Consider the following 26,494-nt stretch of genomic DNA (forward strand, 5'->3'; position numbering starts at 1 on the left):
GCCACGCCGCTGGCGAGGTTGCCGACGGCGCTGTCGTTCAGCCAGATGCCCTGGCCAAGGTTCAGCGGCTTAGCGCCAATCACGCTGCTGACGAAGGCCGCGTCCACCGCGCCCGCCTGCTGCAGACGGCCGGCGTTCAGCGCCTGCAGGGTGATCAGATCGCCCGCCGCAACGTCGGTGGTAATCAGCGAAGCGTCAAATTTAAATTCGGCGGCCTGCTTTTCGCCCATCAGCAGCGCGCGCAGGGTTTCCGCCGAGTCGGTGCTTTTCAGCTGCTCTGCCACGCTGTCATCGCTCAGCACGTGGGTCAGCTGACGCAGCAGCGCCAGGTGTTCGTCAGATTTGGCGGCGATGCCGATCACCACATAGGCGGTCTGATCGTCACCCCAGGCGATGCCCTGCGGAAACTGGAACACCTGCACGCCGGTGTTCAGCACCAGGTCGCGGGTGTCGGTGGTGCCGTGCGGAATGGCAATACCGTTACCGAGGTAGGTTGAGGTCTGCTGCTCGCGCGCCAGCATACCGTTTACGTAGCCTTCGCCGACGTTACCGGCGGCGGTCAACGCGGCGGCGACCTGACGGATGGCATCCTGTTTGTCGGCCGCCTGCGCGCCGGGCTTGATAGCACTCACTTCTAACTGGAACATGGAACCCTCGCTGCTGAATTTGAATCGTTTCAGCTTATCTGAGAATAAAAGCGTTATCACCGTGTCTGGGAAGCCGCAGGAGTAACGCTGAAACGTTTCAAGAAGTGTGGTCCCGACAGCCCGTTTTGTGCAAGATTTACCGCGTTTCATATAGCAGATTTTTGACGCTCCGCACATTTTTAGCTAAAACCAGCGCGGATTAATCCGGTGAAAACGACGGCCGGCTGACGCGATGCTGAACGCGATAGCCGATCCCGCTACCGGCGCTGACGCTGTTCAGCCTTTTGTGCAAAAAGTGCTTAAACCGGCATAGCTTATGCAACATCCGTGAAAGCGCTTTTTGATCGGCGGCAACAGGCGTAAAATTTGGCCGTTTTTATTCCTCTGACCGGTTCCCCTGACTATGCCTGTACCTTTAGCTTCCCCGCGCGCCCTGCTGCCCGACGGTAAATCGCTGGCGTTTCTGCTCGTCGCCTTCGTTTCCGGGCTGGCGGGCGCGCTGCAAACGCCAACCCTCAGCCTGTTCCTCAGCAGCGAGGTGCACGCCAGGCCGTTTATGGTCGGGCTGTTCTTCACCGTCAACGCGGTGATCGGTATCGTGGTCAGCCAGCTGCTGGGCCGCTACTCGGACAGTAAGGGCGATCGTAAAACGCTGATCTTCGTCTGCTGCCTGCTCGGTGCGCTGGCCTCAATGCTGTTTGCCTGGAACCGTAACTACTTTGTGCTGATGATCGTCGGCGTGTTTCTGGCCAGCTTCGGCAGCAGCGCCACCTCGCAGATGTTTGCGCTGGCGCGCGAGCACGCCGATAAAACCGGCCGCGAAAGCACCATGTTCAGCTCGGTGATGCGCGCGCAGATCTCGCTGGCGTGGATCTTCGGGCCGCCGCTGGCCTTCAGCCTGGCGCTGGGCTACGGCTTCCGCTCAATGTATCTGGTGGCCGCCGTGGCCTTTGCGCTCTGCGCGGTGGTGGTGCATACCATGCTGCCGTCGATGCAGAAAACCACGGTGACCACCGCCAGCGCGCCGCTGCAGGCACCGCGCCGCAACCGCCGCGCCACGCTGGTGCTGTTCCTCGCCAGTACGCTGATGTGGTCAAGCAACGGGCTGTACCTGATCGTGATGCCGCTGTACGTGGTCAACGATCTGCAGCTGCCGGAAAAGCTGGCGGGGATTATGATGGGGCTGGCGGCCGGGCTGGAGATCCCGGTAATGCTGTTCGCCGGGCTGGTGGCAAAGCGCTTTGGCAAACGGCCGCTGATGCTGATTGCCGCCGGGGCCGGGCTGCTGTTCTACGCCGGCACTCTGCTGTTCTCCAGCGAGCTGGCGATGCTGCTGCTGCAGATCCCCAACGCGGTGTTTATCGGGGTGATCGCCGCCATCGGCATGATCTACTTCCAGGATCTGATGCCCGGCCAGGCCGGGGCAGCCACCACGCTGTTTACCAACTCGACGCGGATGGGCTGGATCGTCGGTGGTTCGCTGGCCGGCCTGGTCGCCGAGGTGTGGAGCTACCACTCGGTGTTCTGGTTTGCGCTGATGATGATGACGGCGTCGGTGCTGTGCCTGCTGCGGGTGCCGGAGCCTGGCGATCGACGGTAAACGGCTCAGGGCGCCGTAGCCGCTTCCAGATCCAGCAGCCAGACCAGCGCCGCCGCGCGGCTGCTGCCGCACATTTCGCGGTCGGGCTGCAGGCCAGCACAGACGGGCGGGCGCAGCGGCGAGCCAAAGATTTTACAGCGCTGGCGCTCGTCCAGCTGGATGCAGGGGGTGTTGGCCGGCTTGCCGTGCGGCATCCCCGGGATCGGCGATGAAATCGAGGGCGCGGTGCAGCAGGCCCCACAGTCAATGCGACACTCCATCTTCCATCCTTTATGCCGGGTGAGTGCGTGCACGATGCCCGCTTGCCCCCCTTAAAAAACGCGACAATAGCAGCAAGCCCGGCCAAATACTATCTTTGCGCCGCGGGGAAAGGGTGCCCGTTTTACGGCGATAAAATTTTCACGCAGCGGTACAGCAGACGCTTGCCTGGCGGGCTTTCCGCGAGTAACGTGTCGCGACAAATTATCCCGTTCAGCCAGTCGAGATCTGTGAAATGCCAAGAGCAAACGAAATCAAAAAAGGTATGGCCATCAGCTATAACGGTAAGCTGCTGCTGGTTAAGGATATTGATGTGCAGAGCCCGAGCGCGCGCGGCGCCTCCACGCTGTACAAAATGCGCTTCACCGACGTGCGCACCGGCCTGAAGGTGGAAGAGCGCTTTAAGGGCGACGATATCCTCGACACCATCTCTCTCAGCCGCCGCCAGGTCACCTTCTCCTATATTGACGGTGACGAGTACGTGTTTATGGATGATGAAGATTTCACCCCGTACAACTTTAAGCAGGAGCAGATCGCCGACGAGCTGCTGTTTCTGCCGGAAGGCGGCATTCCGGGCATTCAGGTGCTGACCATGGACGGCCAGGTGCTGGCGCTGGAGCTGCCGCAGACCGTGGATATGGAAATTGTGGAAACCACGCCGGGCATCAAAGGCGCATCCGCCAGCGCACGAACCAAACCGGCCACCATGAGCACCGGGCTGGTAGTGCAGGTGCCGGAATACCTCAGCAACGGCGATAAAATCCGTATCCATATCCCCGAGCGCCGCTATATGAGCCGCGCCGACTAGTTATCGTCACCGGCAGGCCGCTGGTTTGTGTGCCGGATTGCCGGATTGCCGGATTGCCGGATTGCCGGATTGCCGGGCAAAGTGGCGCATCGGCTCAGTGTTAAAGCCAGCGCGTAAAGGCCGTTTTAGGGGGGCGATGTCCGGTGACATCGCCCTTTTTGTTATGTTATAACAAAAGTAATGTTCACCACGATTAAGGACGTAATGATGACCCGGGTTAACCTGATCACCGGTTTTTTAGGCAGCGGCAAAACCACCACCCTGCGCCACCTGCTGGCCAGCAAGCCGGAAGGTGAAAAGTGGGCGGTGCTGGTTAACGAGTTCGGTGAGATCGGCATCGACGGTGCCCTGCTGGCGGAGAGCGGCGCGGTGCTGAAAGAGATCCCCGGCGGCTGCATGTGCTGCGTTAACGGGCTGCCGATGCAGGTCGGGCTGAATACGCTGCTGAAGCAGGTGAAGCCGGACCGACTGCTGATCGAGCCGACCGGGCTGGGCCACCCGAAGCAGATCCTTGAAATGCTGACGGCCGATGTCTACCAGCCGTGGATCGACCTGCGCGCCACGCTGTGCCTGCTCGACCCGCGCCAGCTGGCCGACCCTAAGGTGGTGGCCAACGAGAACTTCCGTGACCAGCTGGCCGCCGCCGACATTATCGTCGCCAGCAAGGCTGACCGCTGGGATGACGCCTGCCGCAGCGCCCTGCAGCAGTGGCAGCAGCAGGCCGGTGGCGATCGTCCGCTGCTCAGCGTGCAGCACGGCGCGGTGGATATCGCCCTGCTGGATACGCCGCGACGCAATCTGCAGCCGCTGCCGCAGCCGGAACATCATCACCCGCACGCAGCGCCCCGTTCGCCGCTGGCCGGAATGAAGCTGGACGCTGCGGCGCGCTGGCGGCGGGCGCTGAACCAGGGCCAGGGCTACTTTGCGGCGGGCTGGGTGTTTGACGGCGATACGGTGTTTGACACCATCGGCCTGCTGGAGTGGGCGCGGCTGGCACCTGTGTCACGGGTGAAGGGCGTACTGCGCATTGCGGAAGGCGCGGTGAGCATCAATCGCCAGGGCAACGACTTCCATATTGAGACCCGCGCCGCCGAGCCGCTGGACAGCCGCATCGAACTGATCCACGAGCAGCAGGCCGACTGGAATACTTTACAAACCGCTTTGTTGAAACTTCGTTTACACTCTGGGGCATAACCTGTGCGGCGCATTCCGCTCTACTTGATAAAGCCCCTGAAAAAAACATGACTTCAAAACGCCTGATACTGATTCTGCTGCTTAACGCCCTCGGCCTTGCGCTGTTCTTCTCGTGGTACCTGCCGGCCGGCCACGGCCAGTGGTTTGCCCTCGACAAGGCCATTTTCTACGGCTTTAACGACCACCTGGTGACCAGCAAACCGCTGCTGTGGCTGGTGGCGGTGACCAACTTCCGCGCTTTTGACGGCGTCTCGCTGCTGGCGATGGGCGCGCTGTACCTCTCTTTCTGGCTGAAAGAGACGCCGCAGGGCCGCCGCCGCATGCTGGCGATCGGCATCACCATGCTGATCACCGCCGTGGGCCTCAACCAGCTGGGCCACCTGATCCCGGTTTCCCACCCCAGCCCAACCCGATACTTCCCCGGCGTACACCACGTTGCGGAACTGACCGGTATTCCAACCAAGGATGCCTCGGCGGACAGCTTCCCCGGCGATCACGGCATGATGCTGATGATCTTTGCCTGCTTTATGCTGCGCTACTTCACCCGCCGCGCCTTCGCTATTGCGGTGGCGATCGTGCTGGTGTTTGCGCTGCCACGGGTGATGATCGGTGCCCACTGGTTTACCGATATTGCCGTCGGATCGCTCTCCATCGTGCTGGTCGGCATGAGCTGGTGGCTGCTCACCCCGGCCAGTGATTTTCTGGTCAACGTACTTAACCGCAATTTACCGGGGAAATATAAACCGGTCGCATAATCGGGCTATTAGTTCGTCACATCGCTGTAACAGGGGGGACGTATATTCGCGTCCCCCTTTTTCGTTTACGGCGTTAATGAGGATGCTTACCGGATATGATTAAGAGGATTTTGTTATATTTAGCCACTGCGGGCAGGGACCGGTAACTCGTTGTTGTCTAGCCGGATTATTCCTAATCTGACCGGGCAACCTGCTGACCGGCGCGATTTCGGGCGTTTTCTGTCTGGTACGGCCAGCAGATTGTCGAGAATATCGCCAATGCGTTATCCGGGATTTGACATCACAAAAAGCAATCAAAAACTCCTTAAAAATCCCTCGCCATGCGGCATCTAATGGGGTAATCTCGAATTCGATTAGGCAGGATGGCTAGAATATTTCAGGAATTTTACATTTTAAACTGTGCACAGTGCCACATTTTAAGCTTTCCGGAATTGTCTTACCGCACGGCGCTAATTACTCTCGTTTCGTTTCGTATTTTAACTAACGACGCCGTCGTTAAGGACCTCAAGGGATTACACGAACAATGGTCAAGTCTCAACCTTTCCTGAGATATATCCTGCGGGCCATCCCCGCCGTCGCCCTGGCGACACTGATGTCAGCATGCAGTTCGAACAGCGGACACCAAGTACAAACTGATACTCATGCAGTTAAGGACCAGAGTGGTTTTTTACTGCAAGCGTCTCAGGATGAATTCGAACAGATGGTGCAAAACGTGGACGTGAAGTCCCGTCTGATGGAGCAGTACGCCGACTGGAAAGGCGTGCGCTACCGTCTTGGCGGCACCAACAAACGCGGCGTTGACTGCTCTGCCTTCGTGCAGAACACCTTCCGTGAGCAGTTTGGTCTGGAACTGCCGCGCTCAACCTACGAGCAGGAAGACAGCGGTAAGAGCATTCAGCGCACCAAGCTGCGCCCGGGTGACTTAGTGATGTTCCGCGCCGGCTCTACCGGTCGCCACGTGGGCATCTATATCGGTAACGATAACTTTGTTCACGCCTCTACCAGCAGCGGCGTTACCATTTCCAGCCTGAATGAATCCTACTGGAAAAACCGTTACCGCGACGCGCGCCGGGTGATCAGCCGAACGCAGGGCTGACCTTCCCTGAGGTCCGCGAAAACGAGAGTAAAAAAACGCCGCTTGCGGCGTTTTTTATTGCCTGAAAAACAGCTAAAAGTTCCAATAATTAGAAGAAGATAGAGACAGCAGCCGCCCAACCGTTATATTCTGCTCCCTCACCAGAGAACGCAGTTTGCATTGATAAATAATAAAAAAACGGCTAAACGAGAGAACTTCCATGCCACTAGCAAAAACCTTCTCGCGGCACGTCAGCCATCCGCGCAGAATCATCTTTTTGAGTGCCAGCGCGGGATTGATTTTTTTTCTGTTGTTTATCAGTATCAGCCTCACCCTGAGCATGAAGCGTCATGCCGCCAGCCATGACCGGCTGGCCGTCTATACACAACGCTACCTCAGCAACGTGTTCAGCGACCTGCAAAGCACGCTGGAACCGCTGCAGGCCGCCACGCTGGTCAGCTGCGAACAGGTGCGCGCAGACCTGACGCAGCGCGCGGCGTTTGCCGCCAATATTCGCGCTATCCTGCTGGTGAAAAACGATATCGCCTTCTGCTCCTCCGCCACCGGGCCGATGTCGCTCTCCATCCATCAAATTTCGCCGTTTACCGACGCCAGCCAGAGCCGCGACATTCGCCTGATCGCCGGCACGCCGATGGTGCGCAAACAGCCGGCGCTGGTGCTGTGGCTGGCCAACAACAGCCGTGCCGACAGCGGCATCTTCACCACGCTGAATATCGATCTGACCCCCTACCTGCTGCTGACCTCACGTCAGCAGGAGATCAGCGGCATGGCCATCGCCGCCGGAGGCCAGGCGCTGACCACCTGGAATGAGCGGGTGATCGACCGCAGCGCCCTGCCCGACCATCCGCTGCGCACGGTAGCGGTGCCCGGCTATCCGCTAACGCTCTACCTGTACGGTGACAGCATGCCGCAGCGCGAAATCCATCTGATCCTGCTAAGCGGCCTGCTGATTGGCGTGGTGATCGGCTGCGCCTGCTACCTGCTGTTAATGCTGCGCCTGCGGCCGGGCAAAGAGATCCTGCTCGGCATCAAGCGCGGCGAGTTCCACGTTGAGTACCAGCCGGTTGTTGACGCACAGACCGGCCAGCCCTATGGCGTTGAGGCGCTGATGCGCTGGACCCACCCCACCGAGGGGCGCATCCCGCCGGATGCCTTTATCAGCTATGCCGAAGGGCAGAACCTGATCGTGCCGCTGACCCGCCACCTGTTCAGCCTGATCGCCCGCGACGCTCACCAGCTGCGCGAAGCGCTACCGGCCGGCACCCGGCTGGGCGTTAACCTGTCACCGCTGCATCTCAGCCACCCAACCTTCCGCCACGACGTAAACCGCTGGCTGGCGGCGATGCCGGAGGGACATTTCGTACCGATATTTGAAATTACCGAGCGGGCGATGATGTCGGGTAAAGAGGCGGACGATAACTTCGAGTGGATGCGACAACAGCAGATCCGCATCGCCATCGATGACTTCGGCACCGGCCACAGCGCGCTGATCTACCTTGAAAAATTCCAGTTCGACTACCTGAAGATCGACCGCGGCTTTGTGCAGAGCATCGGTATGGAAACCGTCAATACCCCGGTGCTGGATACGGTGCTGGCGCTGGCGAAAAAGCTTGACCTGAATACGGTGGCGGAAGGCGTCGAGACCGCCGAGCAGGCGCTGTGGCTGATCAACCGCGGCGTCACCCATATGCAGGGCTACCTGTTCAGCCGCCCGTGCAAAGTGCCGCTGCTGGTGGCGTACTACCAGAACGCCGCACGGCCAGCCGGGGCAGCGTGCGCAACGGCTGACGGGAACTGTTAAAGCCGCCTGATTACCTTTACTATTAACGTTTAATTCCGAGGAGCCCGCAGGCCTATGATTGCGCGTCTTGTTGCCTTTGCTCTGTTCAGCCTGTCTGCGGCCGCTGTTCAGGCAGAAAAGATTACCGAGAGCTACAGCTTCGCCCAGCTGGGCACGCCGAAATATGCTGCCGGCTTCAGTCATTACGACTACGCCAATCCCGCCGCGCCGAAAGGCGGCAGCATCACGCTGTCGGCCATTGGCACCTATGACAATTTTAACCGCTATGCCATGCGCGGCAGCCCGGGTGCCGACACCGAGTCGATGTACGATCCGCTGTTTACCTCTTCCGATGATGAGCCGGGCAGCCTCTACCCGCTGGTCGCGGAGTTCGCCCGCTACCCGGACAACTATCGTTGGGTCGAAGTCAGCATTAACCCCAGGGCCCGCTTCCAGGACGGCACGCCGATCACCGCCGAAGACGCGGCCTTTACCTTCAATATGTTTATGACCCAGGGCGTGCCGCAGTACCGGGTGTATTACAAAGGGGTGACGGCCAAAGCCATTTCACGGCTGACGGTGCGCTTTGATCTGCCGCAGTCGGATCGTGACAGGATGATCTCGCTGCTCTCCTCGCCGGTGTTTCCGAAAGCGTACTGGCAGAGCCGTAAGCTGAGCGATCCCCTGCCCCACCCGCCGCTGGCCAGCGGCCCTTACCGCATCACCGCCTATAAAGTGGGTCAGTCGATTACCTATTCGCGGGTGAAAGATTACTGGGCGGCCGATCTGCCGGTCAACAAAGGGCGCTACAACTTCGACACTATCCGCTACGACTACTATCTGGATGATAACGTCGCCTTCGAAGCCTTTAAGGCCGGAGCATTTGATTTCCGTACCGAAGGGTCAGCCAAAAAATGGGCTACCCAGTATCGCGGCAGCAACTTCGACCAGGGTTACATTGTTAAACAACAGGTGCCGAATACCGTCGCCACCGCCACCCAGTGGCTGGCGTTCAATGTGCAGAAACCTCAATTTTCCGACCGCCGGGTGCGCGAAGCGCTGTCGCTGCTTTTTGACTTTGAGTGGATGAACAAAGCGCTGTTTTATAACGCCTATCAGCGTGTCGACAGCTACTTCCAGAATACCGACTATGCCGCCCGGGGCTACCCGGATGCCAGAGAGCTTGCGATCCTCGCCCCGCTGAAAGGGCAGTATCCGCAGGAGGTGATCGACCAGATCTACCAGCCGCCGGTATCCAACGGCAGCGGCTACGACCGCGGCAAGCTGCTGCAGGCGCTGACGCTGCTGAAACAGGCGGGCTGGGAGCTGAAAAATCAGCAGCTGGTCAACGTGAAAAGCGGCCAGCCGTTCAGCTTTGAGCTGCTGCTGCGCAGCGGCGGCAACGATCAGTGGGTGCTGCCGTTTAAGCATAATCTGGCGCGGATCGGCATCACCCTTAACGTGCGCCAGGTGGACAGCTCGCAGTATCTGGCCCGCCTGCGCAGCCGCGATTTCGATATGCTGCCGTCGCCCTATCAGGCGTATGCCTTCCCCGATACCAACCTGCAGATCAGCTGGGCCAGCCAGTATATCGACTCCTCGTACAACCGGCCGGGGGTCAGCAGCCCGCTGATCGATAACCTGGTCGAACAGATCGTGCAGCATCAGGGCGATGAACAGGCGCTGCTGCCGCTCGGCCGGGTGCTGGATCGCGTACTGCTGTGGAATTACTACATGATCCCGATGTGGTACAGCGCCAATAACCGTTACGCGTACTGGAACAAATTCTCGATGCCCGCCACCCGCCCCACCTACTCGCTGGGCTTTGATAACTGGTGGTACGATGTCAACAAAGCCGCCCGCCTGCCGGCGCAGCGTCGTTAAGGAGCCAGACCTTGGGTGCATACATTGTCCGCCGTTTGCTGCTGATTATTCCCACCCTGTGGGCGATCATCACCATTAACTTTTTTATCGTACAGATAGCGCCGGGTGGCCCGGTGGATCAGGCGATTGCCAATATCCAGTTCGGCCAGACCACCGGCCTGCCGGGGGCGGCCGGAGAAGGCAGCGCCCACGGGCGCAGCACGCTCAGCAGCAGCCCAGGCGAAGGCCAGTACCGCGGCTCACGCGGGCTGGACCCGGAAGTGATCGCCGAGATCACCCACCGCTACGGCTTCGATAAACCGCTGCACGAGCGCTACTTCACCATGCTGTGGAACTATATGCGCTTTGACTTTGGCGACAGCCTGTTCCGCAGCAGCTCGGTGATTGCGCTGATTAAAGAGAGCCTGCCGGTGTCGGTAACGCTCGGTTTATGGAGCACGCTGATTATCTACCTGGTGTCGATCCCGCTGGGAATTAAGAAGGCGGTGCGCAACGGCAGCGCCTTTGATACCTGGAGCAGCACGCTGATCATTATCGGCTACGCCATTCCTTCATTCCTGTTCGGCATCATGCTGATCGTGCTGTTCGCCGGCGGCAGCTACCTCGACTGGTTCCCGCTGCGCGGGCTGGTATCGCCGCAGTTTGACAGCCTGCCGTGGTACGGCAAAGTCACCGACTACCTGTGGCACATCAGCCTGCCGGTGCTGGCGACGGTGATCGGCGGCTTCGCCACCCTGACCATGCTGACTAAAAACTCGTTTATGGATGAGATCCGCAAACAGTACGTGGTCACCGCCCGCGCCAAAGGGCTGGATGAGAACAAAATCCTCTATCGTCACGTGTTCCGCAACGCCATGCTGCTGGTGATCGCCGGCTTTCCGGCCACCTTTATCAGCATGTTCTTTACCGGCTCGCTGCTGATCGAGGTGATGTTCTCGCTCAACGGCCTCGGCCTGCTGGGCTACGACGCCACCATTCAGCGCGACTACCCGGTGATGTTCGGCACCCTGTATATCTTCACCCTGATTGGCCTGCTGCTGAACATCGTCAGCGATATCACCTACACGCTGGTCGATCCGCGCATTGATTTTGAGGGACGCTGATGAGCCGCTTAAACCCGATTAACCAGGCGCGCTGGGCGCGATTCCGCCATAACCGCCGCGGCTACTGGTCGCTGTGGATCTTCGCCGTGCTGTTTATCCTCTGCCTCTTTGCTGAGCTGCTGGCTAACGACAAGCCGCTGATCGTCCACTACCAGGACCGCACTTACTTCCCGCTGCTGGTCAACTATAACGAAACCGACTTCGGCGGCGAGCTGCCGACGCCGGCCGACTACCAGGACCCGTGGCTGCAGGCGCGGCTGGCCAGCAACGGCTGGGCGCTGTGGGCACCGATCCGCTTCGGCGACGACACCATCAACTTCGCCACCACCCAGCCGTTCCCGTCGCCGCCGTCGGCGCAGAACTGGCTGGGCACCGACGCCAACGGCGGCGACGTGCTGTCGCGCATCCTCTACGGCACGCGCATTTCGCTGCTGTTCGGCCTGATGCTGACGCTGTTTTCCAGCGTCATCGGCATCGTCGCCGGCGCGGTGCAGGGCTACTTTGGCGGCAGGGTCGACCTGTGGGGGCAGCGGATTATAGAAGTCTGGTCCGGCATGCCGACGCTGTTCCTGATTATCCTGCTCTCCAGCGTGATCCAGCCCGGCTTCTGGTGGCTGCTGGCGATCACCGTGCTGTTCGGCTGGATGAGCCTGGTCGGGGTGGTGCGCGCCGAGTTTCTGCGCACCCGCAACTTCGACTATATCCGCGCCGCGCAGGCGATGGGGGTCAGCGACTGGGGCATAATGTCGCGCCATATGCTGCCCAACGCGATGGTCGCCACCCTGACCTACCTGCCGTTTATTCTCTGCGGTTCGATCACCACCCTCACCTCGCTGGACTTCCTCGGCTTCGGCCTGCCGCTCGGTTCGCCGTCGCTGGGCGAGCTGCTGCTGCAGGGCAAAAACAACCTGCAGGCGCCGTGGCTCGGCCTGACCGCCTTCTTCTCGCTGGCGATCCTGCTGTCGCTGTTAATCTTTATTGGTGAAGCCGTGCGCGACGCCTTCGACCCAAGCAAGGCGGTCTGATATGGCACTTCTCTCTGTTAAAGACTTAAGCATTGCGTTCCGCCAGGGCGGCCAGCAGCGGGTGGTGGTCGAGGGCATGTCGCTGTCGCTGGAGGCCGGCGAGACGCTGGCGCTGGTCGGCGAGTCCGGTTCCGGCAAAAGCGTCACCGCGCTGTCGGTGATGCGTCTGCTGCCGACGCCGCCGGTGGTCTACCCGCAGGGCGAGATCCTGTTTGACGGCCAGAGCGTGCTGCAGGCCGACGAACGGACGATGCGCGGCCTGCGCGGCAACCGCATGGCGATGATCTTCCAGGAGCCGATGGTATCGCTCAACCCGCTGCACAGCATCGAAAAGCAGCTGTATGAGGTGCTGTCGCTGCATCGCGGCATGCGCAGCCAGGCGGCGCGCGCCGAAATGCTCAGCTGCCTTGACCGGGTCGGCATCCGCAACGCCGCCGGCCGGCTGAATGACTTCCCGCACCAGCTCTCCGGCGGCGAGCGCCAGCGCGTGATGATCGCCATGGCGCTGCTGACCCGCCCGCAGCTGCTGATCGCCGATGAGCCGACCACCGCGCTGGACGTGACGGTGCAGGCGCAGATTATCAGCCTGCTGCACGAGCTGAAGCAGGAGATGAATATGGGGCTGCTGTTTATCACCCATAACCTGAACATCGTTAAGAAGCTGGCCGATAACGTCACGGTGATGCGCGAAGGCAGGGCGGTGGAGGTCAACGGTACCGCCGCGTTATTCAGCAACCCGCAGCATCCTTACACCCAGCAGCTGCTCAACGCCGAGCCGCAGGGCCGCCCGCAGCCGGTGGCCGCCGGCGTCGCGCCGCTGCTGCGGGTCAGCGACCTGCAGGTCGCCTTCCCGCTGAAAAAAGGGCTGATGCGCCGCACGGTGGGTTACCACCATGCGCTGAAGTCGCTGAGCTTCAGCCTGCGCCCCGGCGAGAGCCTCGGCCTGGTCGGCGAATCCGGCTCCGGTAAAAGCACCACCGGCCTGGCGCTGCTGCGGCTGATCGCCTCAAAAGGCGAAATCTGGTTTGATAACCAGCCGCTGCACCAGTGGAGCCGCCGGCAGATGCTGCCGGTGCGCCCGCAGATCCAGGTGGTGTTCCAGGATCCGAACTCGGCGCTCAACCCGCGCCTCAACGTACAGCAGATTATCGCCGAAGGGCTGCGGGTGCATCACCCGGAGCTGGACGCGGCAGCGCGCGACGCGCGGGTGGTGGCGGTGATGCAGGAGGTGGGGCTGGATCCTGAGACCCGCCAGCGCTACCCGGCGGAGTTCTCCGGCGGCCAGCGCCAGCGCATCGCCATCGCCCGCGCGCTGGTGCTGAAGCCCCGGCTGATCATTCTGGATGAGCCGACCTCCTCCCTTGACCGTTCGGTGCAGAAGCAGATCCTCAGCCTGCTGACGCGCCTGCAGCTTGAGCACGGGCTGGCCTACCTGTTTATCAGCCACGATCTGCAGGTGGTGCGGGCGCTGTGTCATCAGGTGGTGGTGCTGCGTCAGGGCGAGGTGGTGGAACAGGGCGAAAGCGAGAGCGTGTTCAGCGCGCCGCGTGAAGAGTATACCCGACAGCTGCTGGCGCTGGCCTGAGGTGCGGGCCAGACCCGGTGCCGGTTGAGCGTCAGCGTCGATGGCGGAACAACGTCAGGCCCGGTGCCCGTTAAGCATACGCGTCGATGGCGAAATAACGTCAGGCCCGGTGCCCGTTAAGCAGCAGCGTCGATGCCGGAACAACGTCAGGTTCAGCGGCAGGTAAACGAAAGAGGACGGCAACGGGGAGGTTAAGCTGCGCAGGTCAGTGGGTATAAGGCTCGGCGATGCCGACGCCGAAGTTTTTCAGCCGGCAGGTGGTGGTGCACTCATCCTGGCGGCAGACAAACAGGCACGGCTCCCCTTCCCACTCGACCACCGCGCACTCCAGCTCGATGCCGGCCAGCGCCTGCTGAATCGACTGCATAATATCCCAGGCGGAGGCCCCCTGATGGCTGAGCAGGCGCAGGCCGATCAGGTCGGCGTCTTCCGGCGGCCGGTTACACGCCTGGGCCACCACGCATTTTCCCTGCGCACCGGCACACCAGCGGTAGCTTTGCGGTAAACGATGTACCACAGAATGTTCCAGCGTATTCAAGCGGCGTTCCCCAGAGTGATTTTCAACAATAATTTCACAAATATTTTACAAGGTAAATCATCCGTTACCGGAATCAAGCCAACCTTCTGATTTTAATTGGAATTAAATGTTGAAGGAGATTTCTTACGGCATGGATGGTGCGTTTCGCGGTTTTTTTTTGAGAGCTGCCTCTCATTTATTCGTTATAAATACCGCGACTCTCGCCCGATGACAACCGTTTTCGCCATATTTTGTTACTTTTAGCGGGTTTGATTTTTACAAAAAATCAACAAACGCCGGGGCCACGCTGGCCACGGCGTCTGATTACGCGGCGCGCGCCGCCGGGCGGGAGGCCCAGCTAAACAGCAGCACCGACAGCGTGGCGCAGATAAAGATCGCCCCGACCATCGGCCAGGCGCTGGTAAAGGAGAGAGTCGACAGCAGCGCACCGGCCAGCGCGCCGACACCAAAGCGCAGGGTGCCCGCCAGCGATGACGCGGTGCCGGCGATATGCGGAAACTCGTCGAGGATCACCGCCATGGCGTTAGACGACACCATCGCCACGCAGCCGATAAACATCGCCACGCCAAACACCAGCGCCAGGAAACCGAGATCAAGCGCGCAGACCACCACCAGCCACAGCGCCATCGAGAACTGCACCAGCAGCCCGAAGCGGAACATCACCAGCGGGCCAAAGCGGCGCACGCAGCGGCTGTTCAGCAGCGTCATCAGGAACAGGAACACCACGTTCAGCGCGAAGTAGTAGCCGAAATCCTGCGGGGAAATATGGTTCAGCTCGATGTAGACGAACGGCCCGGCGTTGAGAAACGAGAACAGCCCGGCAAATGAACAGCCGCTGGCCAGCATATAGCTGAACACCCGCCGGTTGCGGAACAGCGTCAGGAAGTTGCCCAGCGTGGTGCGCAGGCTGAAGCGCTGCCGCCGCTCTCTGGGCAGCGTCTCTTTGATCTGGGTCACCACCAGCAGCGTGGTCACCACCGCCGCCGCCGAGATGGTCCAGAAAATCGCGTGCCAGCTCCACAGCAGCAGCAGCCAGCCGCCGACGATCGGCGCCAGCAGCGGGGCGACGGTGGTCACCAGCATCACGAACGACATCATGCGCGAAAACTCCTCTTTCGAGTAGCTGTCGCGCATCAGCGCGCTGATCACCACGCTGCCCGCCGCGGCCGACAGGCCGTGCAGAAAGCGCATGTTAATCAGCTGCTCGATGCTGTTGGAGAGCGCACAGGCCGCCGCCGCCAGCGCAAAGATCAGCGTGCCGGCGGCGATCACCGGCTTGCGGCCAAAGCTGTCGGCCAGCGGACCGTAAATCAGCTGCCCGAGGGCAAAACCGAGGATATAGGCGTTGAGCGTCATCTGCACGCTGCCCGCCGACACGCCATACTCGCGGGCGATCTGCGGCAGCGCCGGCAGGTACATATCGATCGACAGCGGCATCAGCATCGCCAGCAGGCCGAGGATCACCACCAGCCCCACCGACGAGTTTTTTGCCGGCTCCGGCAGCGTCTCTTTCATCAGCGAGGCAACCCGACGCTGGCGATCTCGTCTGCCGTCAGCGCACGGTATTCGCCCTCCTGCAGGGAGGCATCCAGCGCAATCGCGCCAATGCGCTCGCGGTGCAGCTCCACCACCCGGTTCCCCACCGCGGCGAACATGCGTTTCACCTGGTGATAGCGCCCTTCGCTGATGGTCAGCCGCACCACGTGGTCGCTGACCTGTTCAAGGCTGGCCGGTCGGGTCAGCGTTTTTTCGTTATGCAGCTGCACGCCTTCGGCAAACTGGCGTTCGGTGTCGTCGGACAGCGGCTGCTCCAGCGTCACCAGATAGGTTTTTTCACATTCGTGGCGCGGCGAGGTGATGCGGTGCGACCACTGGCCGTCATCGGTCATCAGCACCAGCCCGGTGGTGTCGATATCCAGCCGTCCGGCCGCGTGCAGCTTGTACGCGGTGGGTTCGTGCAGGAAATAGAGCACCGTCGGGTGGTCCGGGTCATCGGTGGAGCAGACGTAGCCCACCGGCTTGTTCAGCATAAAGTAGCGCGGGCCGTGCTGCTGCTGCAGCGGATTGCCGTCATAGGCTACTTCACTGTCTGCAGGTACTTTAAACGCGCTGTCGCGTACCACTTCACCGTCAATGGTGACGCTGCTGGCGCGGATCAGTCGCGCGGCGATAGCGCGGCTGACTTCCAGCTGCTGGGAAATAAATTTATCAAGTCGCATTAACTCTGCACTGCCTGTTATTGGAATCTGAACCGGACGAATATCGTCTGATGAGGTGTAAGCGTTCTGCTTATCCGGGGAAACAACAGTATAGCCTGACTCGCCGCTCAGGCACAGGGGGTAACCTGCCCTCTGTGTGGATTCGTGGCATAATAGGCCAAACCTGCGCAAATTGAGTGTTCATGTCTTTTACGTTACGCCCCTATCAACAGGAGGCGGTGGATGCCACCATCGCCTACTTCCGCCGCTCGGCCGAGCCGGCGGTCATCGTGCTGCCTACCGGGGCCGGTAAAAGCCTGGTGATCGCCGAGCTGGCCCGCGTGGCGCGCGGCCGGGTGCTGGTGCTGGCCCACGTCAAAGAGCTGGTGGCGCAGAACCACGCGAAATATCAGGCCTACGGCCTGCAGGCGGATATTTTCGCCGCCGGCCTGCAGCGCAAAGAGAGCCAGGCGAAAGTGGTGTTTGGCAGCGTGCAGTCGGTGGCGCGCAACCTGGCCGCGTTTGACGCCGAATTTTCACTGCTGATCGTCGACGAGTGCCACCGCATCAGCGACGCCGACGACAGCCAGTACCAGCAGATCCTCGGCCATCTCAGAGCGCGCAACCCGCAGCTGCGCCTGCTGGGGCTGACCGCCACCCCCTACCGGCTGGGCAAAGGCTGGATCTACCAGTTTCACTATCACGGCATGGTGCGCGGCAGCGAGCAGGCGCTGTTCCGCGACTGCATCTACGAGCTGCCGCTGCGCTATATGATTAAACACGGCTTCCTGGTACCGCCGGAGCGGCTGGACATGCCGGTGGTGCAGTACGACTTCAGCCGCCTGCAGGCGCAGGAGAACGGCCTGTTCAGCGAAGCCGACCTCAACCGCGAACTGAAGCAGCAGCAGCGCATCACGCCGCACATCATTGCGCAGATCGTCGAATTCGCCCAGCAGCGCCAGGGGGTGATGATCTTCGCCGCCACCGTGGAGCACGCCCGCGAGGTGCTCGGCCTGCTGCCGGAGAGTAAAGCGCTGATCAGCGCAGGAACCCCGGGGCCGGAGCGCGATGCGCTGATTAGCGCCTTTAAGGCGCGCGAGCTGCGCTACCTGGTCAACGTGGCGGTGCTGACCACCGGCTTTGACGCGCCGCACGTCGACCTGATCGCTATCCTGCGCCCTACCGAGTCGGTCAGCCTCTATCAGCAGATCGTCGGCCGCGGCCTGCGCTTAAGCCCCGGCAAGCAGGACTGCCTGATCCTCGACTACGCCGGCAATCCGCACGACCTGTTTACCCCGGAGGTCGGCGCGCCCAAGGGCAAAAGCGACAACCAGCCGGTGCAGGTGTTCTGCCCCGGCTGCGGTTTCGCCAACACCTTCTGGGGCAAAACCACCACAGACGGTACGATTATTGAGCACTTCGGCCGCCGCTGTCAGGGAGTGCTGGAGGATGATGACGGCCACCGCGAACAGTGCGACTACCGCTTCCGTTTCAAAAACTGCCCGCACTGCAACGCGGAGAACGACATCGCCGCCCGCCGCTGTCGCGAGTGCGACGCGGTGCTGGTTGACCCGGACGATATGCTGAAGGCGGCGCTGAAGCTGAAGGACGCGCTGGTGCTGCGCTGTGCGGCGATGCAGCTTGAAGCCGGACGCGACGAGCACGGCGAGTGGCTGAAGGCGCGCTACTTTGACGAAGAGGCCACCGAGGTCAGCGAACGCTTCCGGCTGAAAAGCCCGGCGCAGCGTACCGCCTTCGAACAGCTGTTTCTGCGTCCGCACCAGCGCGCGCCGGGGGTACCGCTCGGCTGGCAGACGGCGTCGGATATCGTTGCGCTTGCGCCGCTGCTGCGCCACCCGGACTTTGTGGTGGCGCGCAAACAGCGCCACTTCTGGCAGGTGCGCGAAAAGGTGTTCGACTATCAGGGGCGCTATCGCCGTGCGAATGAGTTGCGTTAAAGCGACCGGCGTGATGTCAGCCAGTGAGCGCAGCAACAGGCAACCCTCACCCACCGCGCCGCAGATATCCCGTCAGTACAGGGTATTAAGGCGGCTTTGCGGTTGTTATCTCGCGGCTATGCGGCTATAATGCCGCCCGCTTTTACCGGGATTTCCCGGCGAAAGTTGAACAATCAACCTGCTGATGGGTCGCCTTTAGCAGGAACAAAACTTAAAGAGATTTTAAAATGTTCACTATCAATGCTGAAGTACGTAAAGAGCAGGGTAAGGGTGCGAGCCGCCGTCTGCGTGTTGCTAACAAGTTCCCGGCTATCATCTACGGCGGTAACGAAGCAGCTGTTGCTATCGAACTGGACCACGACTCCGTAATGAACACCCAGGCTAAGCCGGGTTTCTACGAAGAAGTGCTGACTCTGGTTGTTGATGGCAAAGAAGTTAAAGTAAAAGTGCAGGCTGTTCAGCGTCACCCGTTCAAGCCAAAACTGCACCACATCGACTTCGTTCGCGCTTAATCGCCTGACCGAAACTGATGTAAAAGAAACGCCGCTCTGCGGCGTTTTTTTTTGCCGGCTGCTCACTGGCTTACCGTTCAGCGCCGCTCAGACCGCGCACCTGTTCGGCACGGCCTGAGCGGATAAGGCAGATTATTTACCGCTGGAGCGGCGCTGCAGCTGGTCGCGCAGGTTCGGCGGCGTGCCTTTGATGGTCAGGGTATCGGTAGCCGGGTCCCAGAAGATACGCTCGCCTAACAGCATCGCGTCAAAGTTCAGCGTCAGTCCGCCGCCGCTGCCGGCAAATTTGGTCAGCTGGCGCAGGGTGCTGCGATCGGCGGGGAAAGTCTCCTCCAGCTCGTAGCCCTGCTCGGCGGTAAAGGTCTGGAAGCTCTTCTCCCCCCACGGCGGCAGCTCGTCGGACAGCCCCTGCAGTTCGATCTCCTCCCCCGCCTTCAGCTGCTCGTTACAGTAGCTGTGGACCTGCTGACGGTAGTTCTGCCGCTCGTTCTTATCCAGGCTGACCTCGGCGCAGTAGTCATCGACCGCCTGCAGCAGGCCGCGGTTCTGCGCTTTGGTATCCAGCCCGACGCTGGCCCCGAGGAAATCCATAAAGAAATCGGCCACCTTGCGCCCGACGCGGCCGCGCAGGAAGGTCAGATAACGGGTCGACTGCGGATTGGTTTCCCACTCGGTGAGATCGACGCGCGCCACGATATCGGCATGGCTGATATCCAGATAGGCGGTGCTGCTGATGTCCAGCTCTTCGTTGACGCGCATGCTGTTCTGGCTGCTCAGCACCGCAATCAGCAGGTACTCCACCGCCAGATAGCGGTAGTGGCCAAACAGCACCACGCCGCCTTCGGCAAACGGGTATTTCCCCAGCTCATCGCGCAGGCGGGCGCTGGCGGCGCGGCTGAAGGCGAGAAAATCGTCCTCGCCCTTACGGCAGTTGCGCAGCGCATCGGCCAGCTCGCTCTCTTCATTAAACAGGCCGTAGGCTTTGCTCTTGGCGCTGTAGACCCGGTGCAGCTCGTCCATCATCTCGCTGACGGCGGCGGTGGACGGCAGCAGCGTGTCGCGCAGCACCAGTTCAAGGGTCTGTTCATCGCGTTTGATCAGCTGATGAAGGGCAATCTGGTCGATATCGACACTCATGGGAAACTCTCCTGTAGGCAAGGGCGCGTATTCAACCATCCCGCGCGATTACAATCAACCACCACAACATTACCTGTCGCTGACGATAAAAAAGCAGAAAAAAACCCGCTGTTACGCTAAGATACCGCCTTTTCCTTCTTAGTAAAATTGACGCTATGCCACAATCATCCCGTTACAGCGACGAACGCGTGGAACAACTCCTCGCAGAAATGGTACAGGTACTGGAGAAAGACCAGACCCCTACCGATCTTTCCCTGATGGTGCTGGGAAACATGGTCACTAACCTGATCAACACCAGCGTTGCGCCTGCGCTACGCCAAACCCTGGCCAACTCGTTTGCCGAGGCGCTTAAGTCCTCGGTGCGTGACGATAAAGCCCACTGATAAGACGACGCTGATCCTGATATGGTAACAAACCAGCAGCGCTACCGTGAAAAAGTCTCCCAGATGATCGGCTGGGGGCACTGGTTCGCCCTGTTTAACATCATCGTTGCCTTTATTCTCGGCAGCCGCTATCTGTTTGTTGCCGACTGGCCGGCCTCGCTGGCCGGGCGCATCTATGCGTTCACCAGCTGGATCGGCCATTTCAGCTTTATCGTCTTTGCCGCCTATCTGCTGGTTATCTTCCCGCTGACCTTTGTGGTGATGTCACAGCGGCTGCTGCGCTTCCTGTCGGCGATTTTTGCCACCGCCGGCCTGACGCTGCTGCTGGTCGACAGTGCGGTGTTTGAGCGCTTCCACCTGCACCTTAACCCGGTGGTGTGGGAGCTGGTGGTCAACCCCGACCAGAGCGAGCTGGCGCGCGACTGGCAGCTGATGTTTATCAGCGTGCCGGTGATCTTCCTGGTGGAGATGCTGTTTGCCACCTGGAGCTGGCAGAAACTGCGCAGCCTCAACCGCCGCAGCTTCGGCAAGCCGCTGGCCGGGGTGTTTATCACCGCCTTCTTTGCCAGCCACCTGATGTATATCTGGGCGGACGCCAACTTCTACCGCCCGATTACCATGCAGCGTTCTAACCTGCCGCTGTCGTACCCGATGACCGCCCGCCGGTTCCTCGAAAAACACGGCCTGCTGGACGCGCAGGAGTATCAGCGCCGGCTGGTGCAGCAGGGTAATCCGGAAGCGCTGTCGGTGGCCTACCCGCTCAGCGAGATCACCTACAGCGACAAGGGCAGCGGCAACAACCTGCTGCTGATCACCGTTGATGGCCTGAACGACGCCACCATGGCCAGCGCGCTGCCGAACCTGACGCGCTTTGCCGAAAACAACGTGCGTTTCAGCCAGCACTTCAGCTCCGGCAGCAACGATGACGCCGGGCTGTTCGGCTTGTTCTACGGCATCTCCCCCAGCTATATGGACGGCGTACTCTCGACGCGCATGTCGTCAACGCTGGTCAGCGCGCTCGGCCACCAGGGCTACCAGTTTGGCCTGTTTGCCAGCGACGGCTTTACCTCGCCGCTGTATCGTCAGGCGCTGCTGACCGACTTCTCGCTGCCGGCTGGCGGCGCGCAGCCTAATGCGGATACCACCCGCCAGTGGCAGAACTGGCTGGAAGGCCAGGCGAAAAACAGCGCGCCGTGGTTCTCTTATCTCTCCTTCTCCACACCGGAGGGAGCAGAGAACGATAAGCAGCAGGAGCGCCGCTACGCGCGCGGGGCGACGGCTGTCGATCAGCAGATTCAGGCGGTGCTGACCACCCTGGAACAGAAGGGCCTGCTGGCCAATACCGTGGTGGTGATCACCGCCCGCCACGGCGTGGTGCTGGACGGCGAAGCCAACCCGGGCAACCGCGCCACCCGGCAGGTGCCGCTGGTGGTGCACTGGCCGGATACTCCGGCGCAGACCGTCACCCGGCTGACCGAGCATCAGGATATTATGGCCACGCTGATGCAGCGCCTGCTGCACGTGAATACCGCGGTGTCCGACTACAGCCAGGGTGAAGACCTGTTCGCCGCGCGCCGCCGCCACGACTGGGTGGCCAGCAGCAACGGCCACCAGTTGGTGGTGACCACGCCGCAGGAAACCCTGCTGCTGGACAACAACGGCGGCTATGCGGCGTGGAACCGCGCCGGCGAACCGTTAAAAGACCATAAGCCGCAGCTGACCCTGCTGCTGCAGGTGTTAACGGACGAAAAGCGCTTTATCGCCAACTGACTGACTAAATATAAGCCAGTCAACGATTTAGCCCCTTGATTTCGCAGAACGGTTGAGTAATATGAGGGGCAGATTTCGGCACGTAGCGCAGCCTGGTAGCGCACCGTCATGGGGTGGCGGGGGTCGAGAGTTCGAATCTCTCCGTGCCGACCAAAACGTTTAAAAAAGCAGCCTGTTAAGGGCTGCTTTTTTTATGGTAAGAGATGCCAGCTCCATTTTTATCTCTCTTTTTTATTGACTAAAAATCACTCAAAGCTGTTAACGATAACAACATGAGGGGCAGCTATCTGCTCAGGGAGAACTGGCTTATCCTTCTTACGAAAAGGTAGTTGCCAAGGAAAAGATATTGATGTAGCTTCCGCCGCCGTTCAGCGTGATTCTCTTTCTCGCGATGATTTTTATTTCATCTTCCGTGCTGATAATGCCGACTCTTTGCGCGCCAGCAGCGCCTTCTCTGCACGTATCGCGCCCCGACTGTGGCTGCGCAGCTCAAACCCTTACCACACTTGTGCCTTTCACTGACCACCACCTGACCGAGGTTCAGCAGATTTTTGCTGTCACGTTAAAGCATTAAAATGACATTTCCCCTGCATCAAAGATCGGTACACCACATCACGCCGGTTTAAAAAAACAGGCTACTTTTTGGGACGAATAAGTTTCCCACCTAATTCTTCAAGCGTGGCTTTACCGTCGAATAGCTTCTGACATCTATTCTTAATCTCATCGTCTCCGAGTGAAGCATCAAAGACTACCCTTTTGTTTTTCCTGATATCCCAGAGTCCGGGAAATGAATCTACAAAACAACTGAGATAAACAGGAGAAACATACTTGCCATCTAATGAAATTTTACCACCATACTGGTTATCGCCTACACCAAAAGGAATATCGCTATTTTTTCCACTAAAAAAACCCGGGCCTGATAGTAAGTTTTTATTACTGCCAAAGTTAGAAACTATAGCTGTATACGATAAAACCCTTACATCATTCAGTGCAACTAACAGAACCAGTCTTTTATCGAAATTTATATCGACAATGGTATCCAGCTTATCATCAGACTGCGGTATTTTATGAAGTTCTATACCATCTTCAGAACATCGAATAAGCTCATCGATTGACAAGTATTTATTAGTTGGGTAGATAAGCAACCCTTTTTCATCGTTGGTAATATCTATATACCCTCCGGTATTAAATCTGTCTTCCCAGTTTTTTATTTTACATAAGAAATCCCCCCTCCCGTTATCATTAACAACATGGATGATGGAGCGTTCTTTTTTATCCATATACATCATGAAATTACTATAATGAATGACATTATTAGCACTGGCAGAGTAGGATATAAAAAGCAGAGTGGAAAGTAACGATTTACACTTCATCACTGAGAATCTCCTTAGCAGTCTTGGTGGTTTTTTTCCTGTCTTTAATACCAATGGCACCTCCATTAATTGCTCTGGTAACACTATCAACAACGTCGTTATCATCCCGCGACGTAACTTGATCAGAATCCATCACTTTTAATGTTTTATTTTTGAAGCACACGATATAAAACGCACCGGTATCAATGCAGTTATAGGGGTTTTCCGTCACTTTTTGTGGATCATCTATCTGAGGGGGCCTTTTAACCATCCCGTGAATGTTTTTTCTCCGGTACTGAGGATCTGTCCACCATGAGGAATCAAAACTGCTTTTTGATAACCATCCTCGGTATACCCAGTAGCTGGAGTAGGTATCCAGCCCGGTAAGCATTTTAAACCCACGCCCGCGAAACTTCTGCGCATCCACATCTCCGCAGTTACCATTGCGCCAGCTGTAGGAACTGGCTATAAAACCCCCGCTTCGATTATATTTATCACCAGAGAAATAGACATCCATTTCGGAAGCTATCGCACCATACCAGTGACCGAGTTCATTTAATTCATTTTTTTTAGAGTCATCTATGGTATCTCCACCAAAGTGCCTCCCATTTTCTGTAAGCTGTATCTGACTGTTTTCCTGCATAGAGCATAAATAACCTGACTCGACAGCCCCCTGCCCCAGGAAATGGCTTGCTCTGTTGAAGCCGGTAATGTTGTACTTTCTCATGACTACATTTATTGAAAAAAGATATTCTTCCGACTTATGTTTTATTTTTTTGATTTCATCTTCGCGCCTGACACTTGTAGTCGACGTCATTATTCTCTCAATCACCTCACACTCCAGCCATCCACATTTCCTGAAATGTGCGATAAACCGCCTCGGGTCAAAATGCCAGACCCGGCCCGTTGGTATCTCTGCGCAGTTCTCCAGCGCCAGTGCTTTCGCCAGCGCCACCAGTGAGCCCCAGTCCTGCCGGCTCATCGGCTCTTCCAGCACGGCGTTGGGCTGCTTCAGCCAGCCGTAGCGGCTCTCCACCGTGTCGGTATCCCACTCCAGCGGGAAATGGCAGATCGTGCGGCTCAGATCCATACGGCCGGAACCCAGTATCGTCGGCGAGTTGCACTGGCTGTTGCTGTCCTCGTCGTCATCCACCAGTCTCCAGCCCGTCCAGTGCGGAAAATCCGCATCGCTGTATTTCTTTATGCTTTCCGCCGCCAGGTTGACGATGCCTTTTCCCTCCGGCGTATTGATGGTTCGCCAAAGCGGCGCATCCGCCGGAGACAGCGTTTCATACCGGGTGTTGATCACCCGGCCAAAGCGCAGCAGCTCATAACCGGCGCTCGGGCTGCCGGGATAAAGCTTGAGCGCATTTTTGTACAGGCCGTATTCATATTCCGCCCCGTCTGCGTCGGTCAGCGCGTCGCCCACCTCGTCGTACTGAAGCGGGTCGATAACGTTCTGCCTGCGGGTTTTCATGATGCAGTGGCCGCCGCCCAGGGTCATTGAGACGAACAAATCAGCCGCTGTCGTCCTCAACGGTTCATCGCTGCTTTGCCCCGGCACCGCGCCGTAAACCGGCGTTCCGGCCGGAATGTAAAAGTGCATATCGCCGTAACAGGCGGTGGTGCGGCCATTTTTGCTCAGATCCAGCTCCGGAGTTGTGCGCCCGGTTATCCGGGCAATGTTCCCGTCGTCGCAGAATATCTGGAAGTGCACGCCACTCCTGTCATCCACCATGCCCACCGTGCCCAGCGGGGATTTGCGTTTCACCCGCTGGCCGGCGGCCACCGACGGAGCAAGATCCTTGATATGCATATACAGAGAGTACCAGGTGATTTTATCCTCCGGCTGGCTGCCGGTTTCGGCCACGTGCCTGATCAGCACGTAGCCGTTGTCGGTTTTGCCGTTGTAATTCAGCGGCGGATGCTGGCGTTTTGCGATATCAGAATGGCGGAATGAGACGATCCGGCCGTCGGCAATCGCGCGCAGCATCTCAGGCCGGCTTCCCGAATCCGCATGCCGGAGATGGATACCGCCATGCCAGGAGCGGTGCGCGTTCAGCGGATAGCCGCGCCGGGGATCGACCGGCATCATGCGCTCAATCCACGCTTCATCCGTTTCTGAATCACTTTTTGTGCGCAAAAATGGTGGGCTGATTAACATGGGTACACTCCTTTGTTATGAAACGGAGAATTTCAGAGAGGGATCTTTCGCTTTCTCAGGCAGTTCGTGCAGCGGCTCATTTACACTGTGCCTCTGCTGCCGCTCATAGTGCCCCGCCCGGACGCGGTGATCCCCGAGCGTGGCGGACTCGATGGCGTTGGCGTCAATAGTGATGTAGCTTCCGCCGCCGTTCAGCGTGATTCTCTTTTTCGCGATGATTTTTATTTCATCTTCCGTACTGATAATGCCGATCTCTTTGCGCGCCAGCAGCGCCAGCAGGTCGTTCTGCGCCTGTATCTGTACCGGGCCCTGGTTGGCGGTAAGCCTGATCCCCATCTTCCTGACGAACACGCTCAGCGCCTGGCCCACCCCGATAAACAGGTTTTTCACCACACTGATGTCCGCGTGCTTTCCGGCGGTAGCCGTCAGGTTTTCGTCCGCCGTCAGCTGCAGACTGTTCCCGCTCACCAGCGCCATGCCATCCGGGGCGCTCATCAGGATAACCGACTGCTTCAGTTCATTCAGACGCTGCTCCAGCAGCGCTATCTGCGCCTGCAGGCTGGCCGGACTGCCGCTGGCGGCCTGCGCATCATTGGATATCCCCTGCATCTGTGCCTGCGCGCCCTTCAGCAGGCTAATCGCCGCCTGCATCTCCCGCTGCTCACCCTGCGCGTTCGGCTGGCCGTCGGCGGTGATAAACAGTCCTTTCTCCGCCCGCAGCGTGCCCCAGCTGTCGCTGCGCAGCTC

At 59.2% G+C, this 26,494-nt stretch carries 23 protein-coding genes and 1 tRNA gene; 15 read left to right on the forward strand and 9 right to left on the reverse strand.

Annotated elements, in window-relative coordinates:
• The coding region (gene fruB / locus NV64_RS24245) for a fused PTS fructose transporter subunit IIA/HPr protein (protein ID WP_233209053.1) at positions 1-647 on the reverse strand (647 nt) is incomplete at its 3' end.
• 403 nt (positions 648-1,050) lie between these two features.
• Between fruB and NV64_RS19600 the strand changes: the two genes are divergently transcribed.
• Positions 1,051-2,247, forward strand: coding sequence for a sugar efflux transporter (locus tag NV64_RS19600; RefSeq protein ID WP_101506617.1), 1,197 nt, complete (start codon positions 1,051-1,053; stop codon positions 2,245-2,247).
• Positions 2,248-2,252: 5 nt separating this feature from the next.
• Here NV64_RS19600 and NV64_RS19605 read toward each other — a convergent pair whose 3' ends face one another.
• Positions 2,253-2,507, reverse strand: a complete 255-nt coding sequence (locus tag NV64_RS19605; RefSeq protein ID WP_056233409.1) for a YkgJ family cysteine cluster protein — start codon at positions 2,505-2,507, stop codon at positions 2,253-2,255.
• Between the two features lie 233 nt (positions 2,508-2,740).
• On the opposite strand from NV64_RS19605, the gene yeiP reads away from it, so the two are divergent.
• The 9 genes from yeiP (at position 2,741) to yejF (ending at position 13,735) form a co-directional block, all read left to right on the forward strand.
• Entirely contained in the window at positions 2,741-3,313 is a 573-nt protein-coding gene (yeiP, locus tag NV64_RS19610; protein WP_056233411.1) for an elongation factor P-like protein YeiP, read from the forward strand.
• A gap of 207 nt (positions 3,314-3,520) precedes the next feature.
• Positions 3,521-4,507, forward strand: a complete 987-nt coding sequence (locus NV64_RS19615) for a GTP-binding protein (protein WP_101506623.1) — start codon at positions 3,521-3,523, stop codon at positions 4,505-4,507.
• A 47-nt stretch (positions 4,508-4,554) separates the two neighbouring features.
• Entirely contained in the window at positions 4,555-5,262 is a 708-nt protein-coding gene (locus tag NV64_RS19620) for a phosphatase PAP2 family protein (RefSeq protein WP_056233415.1), read from the forward strand.
• A gap of 523 nt (positions 5,263-5,785) precedes the next feature.
• Positions 5,786-6,358 (forward strand): bifunctional murein DD-endopeptidase/murein LD-carboxypeptidase, encoded by a 573-nt coding sequence (gene mepS / locus NV64_RS19625; RefSeq protein ID WP_072166294.1) that lies wholly within the window; start codon positions 5,786-5,788, stop codon positions 6,356-6,358.
• Between the two features lie 199 nt (positions 6,359-6,557).
• On the forward strand, positions 6,558-8,159 hold the full coding sequence (locus tag NV64_RS19630; protein ID WP_101506618.1) for a cyclic di-GMP phosphodiesterase: 1,602 nt from the start codon (positions 6,558-6,560) through the stop codon (positions 8,157-8,159).
• Positions 8,160-8,213: 54 nt separating this feature from the next.
• Entirely contained in the window at positions 8,214-10,022 is a 1,809-nt protein-coding gene (locus tag NV64_RS19635; RefSeq protein WP_101506619.1) for an extracellular solute-binding protein, read from the forward strand.
• Positions 10,023-10,033: 11 nt separating this feature from the next.
• The gene (locus NV64_RS19640) at positions 10,034-11,125 is read left to right on the forward strand and encodes a microcin C ABC transporter permease YejB (RefSeq protein ID WP_056233423.1); all 1,092 of its coding nucleotides are present in this window, start codon (positions 10,034-10,036) and stop codon (positions 11,123-11,125) included.
• On the forward strand, positions 11,125-12,150 hold the full coding sequence (locus NV64_RS19645; protein ID WP_056233425.1) for a microcin C ABC transporter permease: 1,026 nt from the start codon (positions 11,125-11,127) through the stop codon (positions 12,148-12,150). The genes NV64_RS19640 and NV64_RS19645 overlap by 1 nt, the downstream gene beginning before the upstream one ends.
• Before the next feature lies 1 nt (position 12,151).
• Complete coding sequence (gene yejF, locus NV64_RS19650; protein WP_056233427.1) at positions 12,152-13,735, forward strand: microcin C ABC transporter ATP-binding protein YejF; 1,584 nt, start codon at positions 12,152-12,154, stop codon at positions 13,733-13,735.
• 205 nt (positions 13,736-13,940) lie between these two features.
• Here the strand turns inward: yejF and NV64_RS19655 are convergent, their stop codons facing one another.
• From NV64_RS19655 to rsuA, 3 genes are all read right to left on the reverse strand, one after another.
• A complete protein-coding gene (locus tag NV64_RS19655) occupies positions 13,941-14,273 on the reverse strand; it encodes a YejG family protein (RefSeq protein ID WP_056233429.1) in 333 nt (110 codons plus the stop codon).
• Positions 14,274-14,576: 303 nt separating this feature from the next.
• Complete coding sequence (locus NV64_RS19660) at positions 14,577-15,788, reverse strand: Bcr/CflA family multidrug efflux MFS transporter (protein WP_056233431.1); 1,212 nt, start codon at positions 15,786-15,788, stop codon at positions 14,577-14,579.
• On the reverse strand, positions 15,788-16,492 hold the full coding sequence (gene rsuA / locus NV64_RS19665) for a 16S rRNA pseudouridine(516) synthase RsuA (protein ID WP_056233433.1): 705 nt from the start codon (positions 16,490-16,492) through the stop codon (positions 15,788-15,790). Before rsuA ends, NV64_RS19660 begins: the two co-directional genes overlap by 1 nt.
• A gap of 182 nt (positions 16,493-16,674) precedes the next feature.
• On the opposite strand from rsuA, the gene NV64_RS19670 reads away from it, so the two are divergent.
• A complete protein-coding gene (locus NV64_RS19670; protein WP_101506620.1) occupies positions 16,675-18,429 on the forward strand; it encodes a DEAD/DEAH box helicase in 1,755 nt (584 codons plus the stop codon).
• 227 nt (positions 18,430-18,656) lie between these two features.
• Complete coding sequence (gene rplY, locus NV64_RS19675) at positions 18,657-18,941, forward strand: 50S ribosomal protein L25 (RefSeq protein ID WP_056233438.1); 285 nt, start codon at positions 18,657-18,659, stop codon at positions 18,939-18,941.
• 132 nt (positions 18,942-19,073) lie between these two features.
• On the opposite strand, the gene yejK is transcribed toward rplY, so the two are convergent.
• Entirely contained in the window at positions 19,074-20,078 is a 1,005-nt protein-coding gene (yejK, locus tag NV64_RS19680) for a nucleoid-associated protein YejK (protein WP_056233439.1), read from the reverse strand.
• A gap of 155 nt (positions 20,079-20,233) precedes the next feature.
• On the opposite strand from yejK, the gene NV64_RS19685 reads away from it, so the two are divergent.
• From NV64_RS19685 to NV64_RS19695, 3 genes are all read left to right on the forward strand, one after another.
• Complete coding sequence (locus tag NV64_RS19685; RefSeq protein ID WP_056233442.1) at positions 20,234-20,461, forward strand: YejL family protein; 228 nt, start codon at positions 20,234-20,236, stop codon at positions 20,459-20,461.
• A 21-nt stretch (positions 20,462-20,482) separates the two neighbouring features.
• Positions 20,483-22,231: an LPS biosynthesis-modulating metalloenzyme YejM gene (gene yejM, locus NV64_RS19690; protein WP_101506621.1), complete on the forward strand. Its 1,749-nt coding sequence runs from the start codon at positions 20,483-20,485 to the stop codon at positions 22,229-22,231.
• A 76-nt stretch (positions 22,232-22,307) separates the two neighbouring features.
• Positions 22,308-22,384: transfer RNA gene (locus tag NV64_RS19695), tRNA-Pro, on the forward strand.
• A 482-nt stretch (positions 22,385-22,866) separates the two neighbouring features.
• Here the strand turns inward: NV64_RS19695 and NV64_RS23730 are convergent.
• From NV64_RS23730 to NV64_RS19715, 3 genes are all read right to left on the reverse strand, one after another.
• Positions 22,867-23,511: a hypothetical protein gene (locus tag NV64_RS23730; RefSeq protein WP_162237179.1), complete on the reverse strand. Its 645-nt coding sequence runs from the start codon at positions 23,509-23,511 to the stop codon at positions 22,867-22,869.
• 82 nt (positions 23,512-23,593) lie between these two features.
• Positions 23,594-25,747: a M23 family metallopeptidase gene (locus tag NV64_RS19710; RefSeq protein WP_101506622.1), complete on the reverse strand. Its 2,154-nt coding sequence runs from the start codon at positions 25,745-25,747 to the stop codon at positions 23,594-23,596.
• Between the two features lie 15 nt (positions 25,748-25,762).
• A partial coding sequence (locus tag NV64_RS19715; protein WP_146005525.1) for a DUF2345 domain-containing protein occupies positions 25,763-26,494 on the reverse strand: 732 nt, incomplete at its 5' end.

The organism is Erwinia sp. B116, assembly GCF_002865965.1.
Lineage (GTDB): Bacteria > Pseudomonadota > Gammaproteobacteria > Enterobacterales > Enterobacteriaceae > Erwinia.